The following is a 14,007-nucleotide window of genomic DNA, read 5'->3' as shown; positions in this document are numbered from 1 at the left end:
CGGTCACAGGTCGCGGCGGGCCAGGAAGCGCAGGAGGGAGCGCAGTTCGTCGACGGCCGGTCCCTCGAGGAGTACGTCCGCGAGGGCTTCCTCCACCGCCGCGAGATGCCGGCCGACCTCCACCGACGCCGCCGCCCGGCCACCCGCGGCCTCGATGAGGTCGGCCAGCTCGGCCGGCTCGGACGCCGAGGCCACCTCAGGCGCCTCGTCCCTCTCCGTCGCCCCCACCTCGGCTTCGAGCAGCCCCGCGAGCCGGCGCCCCTCGGGTGCCCCCGACTCGAGCGCCGCCAGCACCGGGAACGTCTTCTTACGCTCCCGCAGATCGCCATGAACCGGCTTGCCCGTAACCGCCGGATCGCCCCAGATGCCGAGCACGTCGTCGACGATCTGGAAGGCGAGGCCCAGATGCCGCCCGGCCCGGTCGAGCGCCGCGACGGTCGCCGGACCGGCGCCGCCCAGGAGCGCGCCGAGCGAGGCCGCGCAGCCCAGCAGCGCCCCGGTCTTGCCCTCGGCCATCGCCCGGTACTCCTCGGGCCTCACCCGTTCCGCCCCGGTCCATGGGCGCGCGGCGAACGTCAGGTCGTCGGCCTGTCCGCGCACCAGGTCCCCGAGGGCCGCGGACAGTTGGCGTACGGCCCCCGGCCCGGCCGGCGCGAAGGCGAGGGTCTCGACGGCGAGCGCAAAGAGCGCGTCGCCCGCGAGGACCGCGGGCCCGGTGCCGTACGCCTTCCACACCGTGGGGCGCCGCCTGCGCACCTGGTCACCGTCCATGATGTCGTCGTGCAGCAGGGAGAAGGCGTGCACCAACTCCACCGCGACCGCCGCAGGCACCCCGGCCCGCCCGGGCGCCCCCGCCGCCTCGGCCCCGAGCACGGCCAGCGCCTGCCGTACGCCCTTTCCGCCGGAGGCTTCGGCGGGTATGCCGCCCACTTCGCACCAGCCGAAGGAGTACGCGGCCATCTCGCCCACCCAGGGGTGCAGACCGTCGACCGCCTCGACCAGCGTGGGCCGCACCAGCTCGCGGCAGCGCCGCAGAACCTGCCGCGCGTCGGCGGGCGCCCGCAGCGCCGCGGTGGGCGCCGTCACCGTGCCCCCTCCATCACCATGCCGAATTCGTCCTGCGCACGGGCGACCATCTCCCGCGCATGCCGCAGCCCGATCCGCTCCATCTCCCGTCCCAGGTCGGCCAGTTCGGCTGCCGTGACGCTGCGGTCGCAGCCGAGGCGGGCCTGCGCCTTCGCCAGTCCGAGCCGCGAGAGGCACTCGCCGCGCGGCTCGCTCATCGCGCGGAACTCCGCGAGCGCCTCCTCGTACATGTCCCGGGCCTCGGTGTAGCGCTCGGCCCGGTACAGGACGTTGCCGCGCATCTTGTGGTTGTAGGCGAGCGCGCTGGAGAGCTTCATCTCCCGGCAGGTCGACTCCGCCTCGGACAGCAGCTCGAGGGCGCGCTCGACGTCCTTGTCCCGCACGGAGACGACGTCGGCGAGGCCGCGCAGCGCCCACGCGTGCCCGCGCCGGTCCTCGGCACCTGCCGCGATCCCGGCCGCCTCCTCGAAGAGCTCGTACGCCGAGTCGTACCGACCGGTGTTGCGGTGGATCTGCGCGATGCCTTCGAGCGCCCACACGGTGTGCCGCGCCTCGCCCCGTCGCCGCGCCTCGGCGAGCAACTGCTCGTGCAGCCGGGCGACGTCCTCGTAGTCGCCCTGGATACGGCCGGTCTCGGCGAGGCCCGCGAGCGAGTAGCCGCGTACGACGACGTCACCGCCCTGCTCGCCGAGGTCGGCCGCGAGCCGCAGCAGCCGCCGGGCCAGCGGGAACGAGCCCGACTGCCGCGCCAGCGTGCCACCGCTCCACAGCGCCCAGGCCCTCGCCGCCGTATCGCCGGCTTCCCGGGCCGCACGGTAACTCGCCTTCCACGCCCGCTCGGCGTCGCCGACCTGGCCGAGCCGGCGGTGCGCCTCGGCGACCGCGAGCCCGGAACGGGCGACCTCGCCCTGCTGCCCGGCCTCCTCCGCTTCTCTGAGCTGTCGGTTCCCGGCGTCCAGCACATCGGTCAGCGAGGAGTTCACGGACAGGGTGGTGAGGGCGCCCTGATACTCCGGGGCGAATGCCTTGCCGTACATGAAAGCCTTCCTCTAGGTATACACACCCTGTATACGCTCTATGTATACCCGGCGTGTATAGAGCCTTGGAATCCGGCCCCGGCCAGTGGCATCAGAGCCTGCGTCGTCTGTTGCCGATCAAGACGCAAACAATGGCCAGAGGGTTCCAGGAGTCTCCGTCCGCCTCACCTGCCACCACGGGGAAACACACAACTGGCGCGCTGCCGGACGAGTTGATCGCACGCCTGACGCAGGTCAGGACTCGCTCAGAACTGCCCGTGATCACGGGACCACGCCTTCGCGGCGGCGGCACGGCCGACACAAGCCGTCGGCAGGTGGCGCCGGTCCCGGACCTCAACAGGTACCGAACTCGGACGTTGTCACGGGCACGCCACAGCACGGCACGCCTCGGCAGTTCCCGCGCATTGCTGGATAGCGTGCCACCGAGATCACTGGGACATCAGAAGGGGTATTCATGAGACTCAAGCGTGTTGGACGACTCGGCACCGCCGCTGCGGTGGTTGCGTCGGCGCTCGGCGCGTCGATCATCCTCAACCCGTCCACGGCGTCGGCGGAAAGCGCCTGGGAGTGCTACGGCAAGGCCGTGAAGCGCTGCGCGACCGTCTGGTGGGACGAGGCGGCCGACACCTACCGGGCGCGGGCGAAGATCACCGACGTGGCCGGCGGAGCCAACTACTCGGTCAAGGTCACCGACGTGAAGCTCCAGAACTTCAACGGCACCAAGTGGGTGACCGTGCGCACCAAGAAGGACAACGACGGCTGGCACGCCACCCAGGACCTGGCGGGGACGAACACCGTCGACCCGTGCAAGTACAAGAACGCCTCGTTCGGCGTCGTGGCGAAGTTCAGCTGGAAGAAGGGGTCGAAGGTGAGCAACAAGACCTGGCGGCCCGACACGGGCTGGGCGATGATGTGCGACTGACCTCGTGACCCTGTCCGTCCCGCACGCTCCTCCCGTGCCGGACGGACTTGTCCGTTCCAGCGCTCAAGGGGTCAAGGACACCAGGCCTCCATGACTCGGCGCGGACCAGGCCCTCGTACGTGACCCCGGTTCGGATACAGGCCCGAGACGGATACGTACCCGCCTCAGTCTCCAACCCAGCCCCGGTGCACGCTCAACGCCCAGACGTCGCCCGCCCGGTGCAGCCGAACCTGATCCGGATCCCCGTCGGCCTCGGCATCACCGTCGTCGCCGTCCCCATAAGGGTCCGGATCGTCCACGACGAAGATGCGGGCACCCGACTCGACCACGCGATACCGGTGGATGTCCCCCGCGAGGTCCTCGGGCTCAACGGACCGGCCCAGAGCCAGAATCGTGTCCCGCAGTTCCACGAACCGCACTCGAGGCGCGAACGCCCCGTACGTGCCGCTCTCTCCCTCCAGCGAGGACGGCACGGGCAGGCCGTGGAGCAACCGGTGGACCTGCACGCTGATCCCGAAGCAAGGCGTCCCCTCCTCGTCCGAGAACGAGACCTCCAACAGCCCGTAGTCCCGGCGCAGCAACCCCGCCCCACGATCGTCGAAGTAGTCCCGTCCCACTGCTGCTTCCCATGCGTCGGGTCCGGCCCCGACACCGACTCCCAGGACGTCGCAGCGCGTGGCCACATGGGCGTAGAAGTCCAGGTCGGACACATGTCGACCTCCTTGGCCAGTCATACGTACCGGCCGAACCCTAGCGGCCACGACGCGCACGCTGCGGCCGGGTGGCTTGTAGCGTGATCGGCGTAGGCACACGCACTCTGGAGATCTCGTGACCGTCCACGTCAACGCGTACGACCAGCCCGTCGGCGAGCCCGTGCCCGGCTGGGCGCCCCGCGCGGTCCCCGAGCGGATCGGCCTGGAGGGCAGGTACTGCGGGCTCGAGCCGCTGGACGCCGAGCGGCACGCGGCCGAGCTCTACGCGGCGTACGCGACGGCGCCCGACGGACGGAACTGGACCTACCTGCCCGACGGGCCCTTCGAGAGCGCCGACGACTACCGGCGTTGGGCCGCGGCCGCCCAGCGCAGCGACGATCCGCTGCACTACGCGGTGATCGACCGCGCCACGGGCGCAGCGGTCGGCACCGCCTCGCTGATCCGGCACAACCCCGGCCATGGCGTCATCGAGGTCGGCTACGTCGTGTTCTCGCCCCTGCTCCAGCGCACCCCGATTTCCACCGAGGCGCAGTACCTGCTGATGGCGTACGTCTTCGACAAGCTCGGCTACCGGCGCTACGAGTGGAAGTGCGACGCTCTCAACGCCCCGTCGCGCAAGGCGGCTGAACGCCTCGGGTTCACCTTCGAGGGCATCTTCCGCCAGGCCGTCATCTACAAGGGCCGCAACCGCGACACCGCCTGGTACTCGATCGTCGACGGCGAATGGCCCCTGCTGCGCGAGGCGTTCCGCACCTGGCTGGCCCCGGAGAACTTCGACGAGCACGGCCGCCAGAAACACTCACTGACCGAACTGCGCACCGCCCGGCAGGATGAGTTTCCCGGCGCCGGGGAGTCGTAAGGACGGTCGCCGCCTCCACCGCCGTCTCCACCGCCGTCACCATCACCGAAGGAATCCCGATCGGTGTCACCGCAGGGGGTTGTCGTGCGCGCCAGTCGTGCCCGGCCACCGGGCCTGCCGCCCTCCGGACCTTCGCGTGACCGGTGGGGTGGGCGCGCAGCGGATGTGGGCGCGCGTTGCGGACCGGTGGGGCCGGGGGCCGACCGCGGGGAAAGAGGCCATCCTTGAGGTGTCCCTACGGTTGGATCGACCCATGAACTCAGATACCCACGCCCCGGAACTGAGGCCCGCGCGTCCCGACGACGTCGAGGCGGTTGCCGACATCTGGTATCGCGGATGGGGTGACGGCCACCGGGGCAACGTGCCCGATGCGCTGGTCGCGGCGCGCCCCCGGGACTCTTTCGACGAACGTGCCACACAACGCGTCGAGGACACGGTCGTCGCCGTGCTCGGCGGTCAGGTGGCGGGCTTCGTCATGGTGGACGGCGACGAGGTCGAGCAGGTCTACGTCGATGCCGCTCACCGTGGCACCGCCGTCGCCCCCGCCCTGCTGTCCGCCGCCGAGGACCTGGTCGCGACGGCCGGCCACCGGCGGGCCTGGCTCGCCGTCGTGCCCGGCAACTCCCGTGCCCGGCGGTTCTACTCACGACAGGGCTGGCGGGACGAGGGTGTCTTCGACCATCACGCACCCGGCCGGGACGGGCCGGTGCTGGTGCCGGCACACCGCTATGTGAAGGACCTCCCCGGCGAGTGAGGCCGCGGCCGTGCGCGTAGGACGGAACGACCGGGAGCGGGAGCGGGGACCGGGGCAGGAACCGGGACCCGCTTCGGACGACGCACGGTCGCCACCCGCCCGCCACCCGCCACCGTCGTTGCCCGTGTCGAGCGACGCGTCACATCCCGCCGGCGACCCTCACGACCGTGCCGGTGGCGTAGGAGGCGTCGTCCGAGAGCAGCCAGGCGACCGATCCGGCGATCTCCTCGGGCCGGCCGGCGCGCCCCATGGGGACGACCGCCGCCACCTTGGCGGGCCGCTCCGGGTCGGCGTGGAAATCGGTCCAGATGGTGCCGGGAGCAACGCCGTTGACCCGGATGCCGTCGGCCGCCACCTCTTTGGACAGCCCGACCGTCAAGGCGTCGACGGCAGCCTTGGCCGCCGCGTAGTGGACGTACGTGCCGGGGCTGCCGAGGGTCGCGGCGGCGGAGGAGATGTTCACGATCGCGCCGCCCGCGGTCATGTCACCGATGGCCCGGCGGGCGCACAGCAGGTAGCCCAGGACGTTGACCTCCAGGGCCTGCCGCATCCCCTCCGGGTCGGCGCCGACCAGCGGTCCGACCGGTCCGCTCACCCCGGCGTTGTTCACCAGTGCGGTGACCGGGCCGAGCTGCGCGGTGGCGGTGTCGAACAGCCGGTCCACGTCCGCCGCGTCGGCGGTGTCGACCGCCGCCACGACGGCCGCCCGGCCCAGCTCGCGCACCCCTTCGGCCACGCCCTCGGCCGCCGCGGCATCCGACCGGTAGCCGATGACGAGGTCGTGCCCCTCGGCCGCCAGCCGCAGGCAGATCGCAGCGCCGATGCCCCGGCTGCCGCCGGTCACCACCGTCACCCGCTGCTGTCGCCGCACTCCCTGTTCCGCCATGTCCGGCCCTCCGAGCTGGGCATTCGAATGATCGATTCGGCCGGCCACTCTACACAGGCGGCCACATCGTCGCCCCCTCCCGTCGGTGCCGCCGAGGGCACGGCGTTCACGCAGATGGGCACGGACTCCCTGGAGCGGATTCCCGAAGACCGCCCGAAGACCGCCCGAAGACCGATCACTGCTGCTCGATACGCGCCCCAACGCCAACGCCAATGCCACCGCCACCCTCCCCACCCCGCTCCACGGGCACGGATCGTGAACCGGCCCTGCGGATACGGCGATTCGTCTGCCCACAGGGGGCATGGCTGCGAGAGTGCCGAGATGTCTACCTTCGTTGTATTCGACCTTGAGTTCACGTCGTGGCCGAAGGCGCTCGAGCAGGATTGGGGAGCGCCTGGACAGCTCCGCGAGATCGTCCAGATCGGCGCGCTGCGCCTGAACGACGACCACTGCGTCGTCGAGGAGTACGAGACGCTGGTCAGGCCCACGGTCAACGGCCGGCTCTCCCCGTACTTCACCGAACTCACCGGCATCAGCCAGCGGGCCGTCGACCGGGACGGCGTCCCCGCGGCGGAGGCCCTCGGTGAGTTCCTCGGGTTCTGCCGGGACCAGTCCGTGCTCTCGTACGGCAACGACATGGTGGTGCTCGGCGAGAACGTCGGCTGGGCCCGCGCCCGTGGCGAGCAGGTCAAGAACGGCTTCCTCGACGCGGCCTTCGTGAACGTCCGTCCCTGGCTGAACGCGGTGGCGCCGACGACGGCCCGAGCGAATGTGGGCCGCCTGTGGAGCACCCTCGGACTGCCCGAACCCCGTACGGGACAAGAGCATTCGGCCCTCTTCGACTGCTATTCCCTCGCCGCCGCCCTCGACCACCTGAGCGAGCGGGGGACGCCCCTGCCGGAGGGTTACCGAACGGCTCCCTCGCCGTCGGACTGAGCCAGGCACGCAGACACGCAGACACACAGGCACACAGGCACACAGGCACACAGGTACGCACGGGACTACGCGCGCCGACACCAAGGGCTTCCGGGGACCGCTCAATCACCGGTCCGCTGCGGCTGGTTGTCGTCGAATTCGATCTCCAGCCGATGCGCGATGTCCCGATCCCTGGGGCGCCGCATGGCACGCAGCACCTTCGGAGTCTTGAACATGTGCACGGAGGTCAGACCGCGCAGCCGGCTGCCGCCCTTCGTGATGCCGTCCTCGATCAAGCCCAGGACGGCGCCCGTCAGCCCGCCCAGGAAGCCGCAGGCGGCAACGGCCAGCAGACCGAGATCCGCTCCCGTGGACGACACATCGTCCTGCGCGTCCATCCGGATCAGGGCCGACATGGCCAGATAGCACAGGGACAGACCCAGGAGCGCTGCCGCGTACTTCACGCACTTACGGCGCCGGGTGCGCGCCTTGCCGCGCACCCGGAAGGGCACCCACTCACCGCACGTGACACATCGCGCCCTGCCCGTACGGGACCCACGCGCCGGACGCTCCACCATGACGGTCTGGACCCCGTAGAAGTGCACCGTCGACCCCACCTCGGGCCCGCGGCCGGGCTCGTTGCCGAGGTAGTGGGAGAGCCGGAGTCCGACGGTGGCCTGGATTCGCACGTAGGTCCCTCGAGGGGTGCGGAGCACGGAAGGCGCAAGATGACCTGCCCGAGTCATCGTTCACCACCGGCCGACCCGAAGGCCATACGCGAGCGGTGGTCTGCATGGAATCTCCCCGAAGTCGGCCTGCACCGAGGCGAACCCGAGCGCAGACCGAACGCGGATCGAGCGCAGACCGAACGCGGATCGAGCGCAGACCGAGGGCAGCCCGAACGCAGACCGAACGCGGATCGGCGCCGGTGCCACCGCCTCGTCAGCGGACGTCGATGACCGCTTTGCCCGGCACCCGGCGGCCCACCAGGTCGGCGGCCGCCCCCGCCACCTGCGTCCAGTCGGTGCGCAGGGCGACTTGTGGGTCGAGGTCGCCGCGGGCCGTGAGGGCGGCGAGCCAGGTGAGGTCGGCAGCCAAGCCCACGGCGTCCTCGAGGAGGAAGTAGGTGGCGATCTGGCGGTTGTGGCGGCGGCCGTCGCCGAAGAGAGCTCCGTACGGGAACTGCTCGGCTTCGCCGGCGATGTGACCTGCGGCGACCAGTACTCCGTGATCGGCCAACGCACCGTGCGCGGCGACCAGGTGAGAACCGCCGACCAACTCGACCACGCCGTGGACGGGTTCGAGGGCAGCGAGCCCGGCCAGATCGCTGACGATCTCGTGAGCGCCGAGCGCGCGCAGCTCGTCCGCCTTGGCCGGGTCGCTGGTCACCGCAGTGACATGTGCCCCGCCTCGGGCCGCGAGCTGCAGCGCGAACCGCCCCACGCCGCCGCCCGCGCCGGTCACCAGGACGCGTCGCCCCAGGATCGGCCCGATACGGCGCAGCGCCCGCAGGGCCGTACCCGCTGCGACCGGCAGGGTACTGATCGGCCCGAGGTCGGCGCCTTCGGGCACGGTGCCCGTCAAATCGGTGTCCACAGCGCGCAGTTCGGCCCAGGCCCCTTCCGCGCCGACGGTGACGACAGGGGTTCCGGCCACGGGCCCGGAGCCGTCGGCGGCCGCCTGGACCACCACGCCGGCGGCGTCCCAGCCGGGCACCGTGCCGGCTTCCCCCTCGGGCACCACGTGGTGGACCTCGCCGGCGTTGAGGGAGAAGGAGCGGACCTGTACCAGGGCCTGGTGGGCTGCGGGTTCGGGGTCGGCGACCGTGGTGAGTGCGAGATGCCCCGGGGCCGAGTGATCGATCGTCAATGCCTTCATGAGGAGATAGTGCCACTGAGTGGCATGAGCCCACAAGGGGCAAAAGCGGCTGGTAGGCTGCTCCTCGTGCAGAAGGATCTGAAGGACCTGCCGCTACGTGAGCGCAAGAAGCTGCGGACCCGCCAAGCCCTGGTGGACACGTCCCTGGAGCTGTTCACCGCGCGAGGCTTCAGCGCGGTGACACTCGACGAGCTCGTCGATGCGGTGGAGGTCTCCAAACGGACCTTCTTCCGTACGTTCGCCTCGAAGGAAGATGTGGCCCTGGCCCCGGAGAAGGAGCTGTGGGCCGCCTACGTCACGGACATGGAGGCCCGGCCCCTGACCGGCGAGCACCTGCTGAGTGCCTACAAGGACGCGCTGTTCGCGGCACTGGAGCAGATGACGGACGGATGGGAGCAGCGCTTCCTGGCCAGTCGCAGCCTGGCCGATCTCACCCCGGCGCTGACCGCGCACAGCCTGCGCCACTGCTCGGAGGTCTCCGCGAGCGTCGTTCGGATCGTGGCGGACCGGCTGGGCGGTCAGACTCCCGGCCGTACCGAACTACGCCTGCTCCTGGACCTCATGGTCGCCGCCTGGAACTGCGCACTCGAGGCGTGGATCGGATCGGACGCCGCACGGCAGGACCGGGCGGCACTCGTCCGGCACACGCACCGCGCCTTCGCGGCCATCCCCGCGGTCGCGGCACTGGCGGCACAGGACAGCTGACCAGGACGAACTGGACCTCGCCCCGCGCAGACCGACCCGGAGACGGGGGCCTCGAGCCCGCCGATGGGGGCTTTGCGCCCGGACGTGGGAGCGAGCCCGGAGCGCGGGACCAGGAAGCTGCGGCGCGCACCCCGGAACTGACGGCCCGTACCCGGTCCCGGGGGGGGGCACGGGCCATGCCCGGAGGTCGCCTGTGCCCCGGTGCCGTACCCCCGCTCAGAACTCGGCGGCGACCCGGAAGAGCGCGGGATCGGCGACGGCGAAGTCGGGGAGGGCGGTGAGGCGACTCGGCTGGAAGCGGGGATCGTTGGCCGCGGCGCGCCATGCTTCGGGGCTGTCCCAGTGGGAGATGCCGACCAGCTGGAAGCGAGTGCCGGCGTCCACCGCACGGTGCAGCCGGTCGTCCCGGAATCCGGGCGCCTTGCTCATCGATTCTGCGCGTTCGCGCCAGTACGGCAGGAACTCGTCGATCCGAGCGGGGGGCAGTTCGTAGACGGTGACGAGGGTGACTCCCGACTGTCGCCGCCCTTCGCCCAAGTCGGTCTCCTCGGCGCGGAGTTCGGCCGCCATCTCGTACCAACCGCCCTGCACGCTCGCATAGCCGGCCGTAGTCGCTGCCGACGCGGTGAAGGCGGCATGTGCAGCCAACGGGACTTTCGGCACCGTCCGCGTCAAGGCGCTGCCGGGCTCGCCGATGACGGGGGAAGATGCGCAAGTTCGCGCCGAGTCCGAGCTCGCCGCGACGGGCGACACCAGAATCTCCGGCCTGGGCGACTCGGCCCGGATCGAACGTGACAGCTTCGTCTTCAAGCGCACGGGCGACCTGCATCGTCGCCACGAGCTGACCGTCCGCAAGGGCAACCTGCTGGTGAACATCACCTACGGACGCTGGGCCCACCCGTCGAAGAGCCGCATGGACTCGGACGTTCGACGGCTGGCGCGCCGTCTGCTGAGCGCGCACTGACGCCGTTCCCGCGTGCTCCCGGGTGTGTTGAGCGAGGATCCGGCTCGCTTTGACGATCCGGCCGCCAGGCCACCCGGGTCCGTGATCAACGATCGAATCTCCGCACCATGTGCGGGACACGATGTTCGCCGAGGACGCCTCGCCGCTCAGGGCCGGCAGCGCGCCCCGCGCGATGTCGACCCCGACTGCCTCGCCGTCGACGCCCTGAGACCGATCGGTGTCACCGACATCGACGCAGCGCTACGACACATGCACCGACGCGGCCCTGTCCACGCTCGGCCGCACATGTCCACGAACCGGGCACCGCTCGGAAACGACAGGCTCCTGTGTCACCAGGTGGTGGCGGGCGGGGTGTTGGGGAGGGTGGTCCAGGTTCGGGTGCCGCCGCCCGGTTCGTGGGAGGGGCCGAAGCCCCAGGTGCCGGTGCAGGTTTTGGTGACGGCGGCGAGTACGCGGAGGGCTGTGCGGCGGCGGGCGTTGCAGAGGGCGCCGAGGTGGGGCGAGGTGTGGGGTGGGTGGGCGTCGTAGGCGATGAGGCGGAGGGTGCCGGACGGGGAGAGTGCGTGGTCCTCGGTGGTCGGGCAGGGGTCGTGCGGGCGGTAGCGGAGGGAGAGGTAGATGTCCGGGGAGGGGGTGAAGTAGACGGCGGTGGCGATGAGTTCGCCGACCAGGACCATGGCCGGGAAGGTGAGTGCGGTCAGGCCGTGGGTGTGGAGGGTGGTTCGGACCGCGCCTCGGGCGACGCCGGCGGAGGTGGGCCGTGCGGGGAGGGTGAGGCTGTACGAGAACGGGTCCGGGGCGTCGGACGGGGCCGGGTACGCGGACGGGGCCCGGTCGGCGGAGACCCGTTGCGTGGCGGTGGGGCCGGGGTACGACGGGCTGGTCGGGGCGGCGATGTAGCAGGGAATCGGGCCGGATTCGGAGAGGCCGTCGCAGGCGTTCGGGTCGCTGTCGGGGGCGGAGTCGATGTCGGGGTGGGGGTCACTGAGGGGCATGGGTACTCCAAGTACCTCTGGGCACGGCCCAGTTGGGCTCGGTGTGTGGGGTGGTGAGTGGGTTCGCCGGCGGTTGGTGGCCTGTCTCCCTGACATCGGCCCGGCCCTCTCCCAGGGATGGAGTGCGAGGGCAGGCTGATGTGATGCGCTTCCGTGCGGCCGGCGGCGGTGCGTAGTTGCAGCACCACTGAACGTAGGGGATTGAGGTGGCATTTGCCACCCCCTCAAGGTATTCGCCACCCGGAAGTGGACCCTCCACGGCTCTATGGGCAGACTGGCAACCTGCAAACCGGAGGAAGATCGCGCATGCCGCCGAGAAGCACACCGACCGAACGTCAACGCCGACTGGGCGCGGAGTTGCGCAGGTTGCGCCTGGCGGCCGAGGCCTCGACCGAGTTCGCCGCCGGCCTTTTGGGCATCGACCGGTCGAAGGTCGCCAACATTGAAGGCGGCGTACGGGTCATCACGCCCGAGCGCGTACGCACGCTGGCCTGCAACTACGAATGCAGAGACGGCAGTTACGTGGAAGCCCTGGTCGAAATGGCCGAAGATCGGGGCCAAGACTGGTGGCACGTCTACCGTGGTCAACTTCCAGCCGGACTGCTGGACATCGCGGAGCTGGAGTGGCATGCCAGACGGCTGCGCTTGATCCTTTCCGTGCACGTGCCCGGCCTGTTGCAAACAGACGCCTACGCCCGCACGTTGTTCGCCGCCTCGTTGCCCGCGATGTCACGCAGCGAGGTGGAGCTTCGAGTGGCCATGCGTATGCAACGACAGCAGGTGCTGCACCGCGAACACCCCGTCCTGTACGAGGCCTACGTGCACGAAGCGGCACTGCGCATGCAGTTCGGCGGGAACAAAGTCATGCGTGCACAGCTTGAACAGTTGAACGACGCGTCGGAAGCGGAAAACGTACGTCTACAGGTGATCCCGTTCAGTGTCGGAGCATTTCCGAGCGCCGGGCAGTCAGTCACCTACGCCGACGGGGCGGTCCCTCAGCTCGACACCGTGATGCTTGACTCTGCACACGGTCCGGAGTTCACCCACGCCCAGGCCCAACTGGACAAGTACAGCGCGCACTTGGAATGGATGACGTCCTCTGCACTCCCCCCGGCGGAATCGCGGGATCTCATCCGAAGCATCACCCGCAGCTTCTGAGGAGGAATCCCGCATGAGTGAGATCCACTGGGAGGAACCGTTCTGCGCCGAGGCAGCCAACTGCTTCCGCCTAGGCACCGACGACTACGGCAACGCCTACATCACCGTCTCCGGCCAGGAGGACCGTTTCGTCACCGACAGTCGGGAGGCGCTGCAGACGATGATCCGCGACATCAAGGCCGGCAAGGCGGACCACCTGCTGTAGGGCGCATGCGCGTCGGTGCCGGGCGCGACGTCTGTGTCGGATTTCCGCCAGAAGGTGGGCGGCCGTCGATGTTTGATGGCGTCCATGACCGTCACACAGCCGGACAACGTCCGCGTCTTCCGATCCCTGCACACGCCACACGAACCTCTCGCGCTCGCCAACGCCTGGGACGTTGCGAGCGCCCGCGTCATCGAGGCCGCCGGCACCTCCGCGATCGCCACGACCAGTGCCGGGCTCGCCTGGTCGCTGGGTTGCCCGGACGGCGATGTCCTCACCCGGGAACGGGCGTTGGAGGTGATCGGCCGGGTCGTCGGTGCCGTTGCGGTTCCGGTGACCGCTGATATCGAGGGCGGGTACGGCAAGGACGCCGCCGGTGTTGCCGAGACCGTCGCCGGGGTGCTCGCCGCGGGCGCGGCCGGTGTCAATATCGAGGACGGCGGCCGGCCCCCGGCGGAGCTGGCGACTCGGGTGGCGGCGGCCCGCCAGGTCGCCGACCGGGCAGGCACGGACCTGTTCCTCAATGCCCGTATCGACACCTACCTGTTGGGGCTCGGTGTCCCGGAGACGCGCCTGAAGGAGACCTTGTCGCGGGCGCACATGTACGTCGACGCCGGAGCGGACGGCATCTTCGTCCCCGGCATCACCGACACCGCCACCATCGCGGCTCTGGCCACGGAGATCTCCGTACCGCTGAACGTCATGGCCGGCCCCGGAGCCCCGACCGTCGCCGAGCTCGGCGCCCTCGGCGTGGCCCGCGTCAGCCTCGGCTCAGGCGTGGCACAGGCCGCCTACGCCGCCGCCCGGCGCAGCGCGGAGGTGCTCTTCGGCACCGGCGGCTACGACTCCCTCGCCGAAGGCATGGCCTTCCCTGAGATCAACGCACTGTTCCCCGAGCTCCACTGACCCCAGCTGCGCCTGTGGGTGCGGCCG

The 14,007-nt window shown here is 70.6% G+C and carries 17 protein-coding genes; 9 read left to right on the top strand and 8 right to left on the bottom strand.

Going from position 1 to position 14,007, the window contains the following annotated elements:
- Positions 1–3: 3 nt before the first annotated feature.
- Positions 4–1,086 (bottom strand): polyprenyl synthetase family protein, encoded by a 1,083-nt coding sequence (locus DSC45_RS02750; RefSeq protein ID WP_119286616.1) that lies wholly within the window; start codon positions 1,084–1,086, stop codon positions 4–6.
- Entirely contained in the window at positions 1,083–2,123 is a 1,041-nt protein-coding gene (locus DSC45_RS02745) for a tetratricopeptide repeat protein (protein WP_119286615.1), read from the bottom strand. Before DSC45_RS02745 ends, DSC45_RS02750 begins: the two co-directional genes overlap by 4 nt.
- A gap of 454 nt (positions 2,124–2,577) precedes the next feature.
- Here DSC45_RS02745 and DSC45_RS02740 point away from each other — a divergent pair, with 454 nt between their 5' ends.
- Positions 2,578–3,045: a hypothetical protein gene (locus DSC45_RS02740; RefSeq protein WP_119286613.1), complete on the top strand. Its 468-nt coding sequence runs from the start codon at positions 2,578–2,580 to the stop codon at positions 3,043–3,045.
- Positions 3,046–3,209: 164 nt separating this feature from the next.
- Here DSC45_RS02740 and DSC45_RS02735 read toward each other — a convergent pair whose 3' ends face one another.
- On the bottom strand, positions 3,210–3,755 hold the full coding sequence (locus tag DSC45_RS02735; RefSeq protein WP_119286611.1) for a hypothetical protein: 546 nt from the start codon (positions 3,753–3,755) through the stop codon (positions 3,210–3,212).
- A gap of 118 nt (positions 3,756–3,873) precedes the next feature.
- On the opposite strand from DSC45_RS02735, the gene DSC45_RS02730 reads away from it, so the two are divergent.
- The gene (locus DSC45_RS02730; protein ID WP_119286609.1) at positions 3,874–4,617 is read left to right on the top strand and encodes a GNAT family N-acetyltransferase; all 744 of its coding nucleotides are present in this window, start codon (positions 3,874–3,876) and stop codon (positions 4,615–4,617) included.
- Positions 4,618–4,870: 253 nt separating this feature from the next.
- Positions 4,871–5,371, top strand: coding sequence for a GNAT family N-acetyltransferase (locus tag DSC45_RS02725; RefSeq protein ID WP_119286608.1), 501 nt, complete (start codon positions 4,871–4,873; stop codon positions 5,369–5,371).
- Positions 5,372–5,510: 139 nt separating this feature from the next.
- On the opposite strand, the gene DSC45_RS02720 is transcribed toward DSC45_RS02725, so the two are convergent.
- On the bottom strand, positions 5,511–6,257 hold the full coding sequence (locus tag DSC45_RS02720; protein WP_119286606.1) for an SDR family NAD(P)-dependent oxidoreductase: 747 nt from the start codon (positions 6,255–6,257) through the stop codon (positions 5,511–5,513).
- A 321-nt stretch (positions 6,258–6,578) separates the two neighbouring features.
- On the opposite strand from DSC45_RS02720, the gene DSC45_RS02715 reads away from it, so the two are divergent.
- Positions 6,579–7,193 carry a 3'-5' exonuclease gene (locus DSC45_RS02715; RefSeq protein WP_119286604.1) on the top strand — a complete coding sequence of 205 codons (615 nt, stop codon included), beginning with the start codon at positions 6,579–6,581 and terminating at the stop codon, positions 7,191–7,193.
- Between the two features lie 101 nt (positions 7,194–7,294).
- Here DSC45_RS02715 and DSC45_RS02710 read toward each other — a convergent pair whose 3' ends face one another.
- Both DSC45_RS02710 and DSC45_RS02705 read right to left on the bottom strand, forming a co-directional pair.
- The gene (locus DSC45_RS02710) at positions 7,295–7,861 is read right to left on the bottom strand and encodes a hypothetical protein (RefSeq protein WP_119286602.1); all 567 of its coding nucleotides are present in this window, start codon (positions 7,859–7,861) and stop codon (positions 7,295–7,297) included.
- A gap of 253 nt (positions 7,862–8,114) precedes the next feature.
- Positions 8,115–9,050 carry a zinc-binding dehydrogenase gene (locus DSC45_RS02705; protein ID WP_119286869.1) on the bottom strand — a complete coding sequence of 312 codons (936 nt, stop codon included), beginning with the start codon at positions 9,048–9,050 and terminating at the stop codon, positions 8,115–8,117.
- A gap of 66 nt (positions 9,051–9,116) precedes the next feature.
- Here DSC45_RS02705 and DSC45_RS02700 point away from each other — a divergent pair, with 66 nt between their 5' ends.
- On the top strand, positions 9,117–9,755 hold the full coding sequence (locus tag DSC45_RS02700; protein WP_119286600.1) for a TetR family transcriptional regulator: 639 nt from the start codon (positions 9,117–9,119) through the stop codon (positions 9,753–9,755).
- Between the two features lie 216 nt (positions 9,756–9,971).
- Here the strand turns inward: DSC45_RS02700 and DSC45_RS02695 are convergent, their stop codons facing one another.
- Entirely contained in the window at positions 9,972–10,403 is a 432-nt protein-coding gene (locus DSC45_RS02695; RefSeq protein WP_240434341.1) for an antibiotic biosynthesis monooxygenase family protein, read from the bottom strand.
- A gap of 46 nt (positions 10,404–10,449) precedes the next feature.
- On the opposite strand from DSC45_RS02695, the gene DSC45_RS36215 reads away from it, so the two are divergent.
- The gene (locus DSC45_RS36215) at positions 10,450–10,719 is read left to right on the top strand and encodes a hypothetical protein (RefSeq protein WP_240434339.1); all 270 of its coding nucleotides are present in this window, start codon (positions 10,450–10,452) and stop codon (positions 10,717–10,719) included.
- A gap of 329 nt (positions 10,720–11,048) precedes the next feature.
- Here the strand turns inward: DSC45_RS36215 and DSC45_RS02690 are convergent, their stop codons facing one another.
- Complete coding sequence (locus tag DSC45_RS02690) at positions 11,049–11,714, bottom strand: hypothetical protein (RefSeq protein WP_240434337.1); 666 nt, start codon at positions 11,712–11,714, stop codon at positions 11,049–11,051.
- A gap of 306 nt (positions 11,715–12,020) precedes the next feature.
- On the opposite strand from DSC45_RS02690, the gene DSC45_RS02685 reads away from it, so the two are divergent.
- The 3 genes from DSC45_RS02685 (at position 12,021) to DSC45_RS02675 (ending at position 13,980) form a co-directional block, all read left to right on the top strand.
- On the top strand, positions 12,021–12,872 hold the full coding sequence (locus DSC45_RS02685) for a helix-turn-helix domain-containing protein (protein WP_119286596.1): 852 nt from the start codon (positions 12,021–12,023) through the stop codon (positions 12,870–12,872).
- Between the two features lie 13 nt (positions 12,873–12,885).
- A complete protein-coding gene (locus tag DSC45_RS02680) occupies positions 12,886–13,077 on the top strand; it encodes a hypothetical protein (RefSeq protein WP_119286594.1) in 192 nt (63 codons plus the stop codon).
- Between the two features lie 84 nt (positions 13,078–13,161).
- The gene (locus DSC45_RS02675; protein ID WP_119286867.1) at positions 13,162–13,980 is read left to right on the top strand and encodes an isocitrate lyase/PEP mutase family protein; all 819 of its coding nucleotides are present in this window, start codon (positions 13,162–13,164) and stop codon (positions 13,978–13,980) included.
- Positions 13,981–14,007: the final 27 nt, after the last annotated feature.

Origin of the sequence: Streptomyces sp. YIM 130001 (assembly GCF_003574445.1) — a bacterium.
GTDB lineage: Bacteria > Actinomycetota > Actinomycetes > Streptomycetales > Streptomycetaceae > Streptomyces.
Note: the sequence above shows the minus strand (reverse complement) of the source record. Positions and strands in the feature narration are given on the sequence as shown.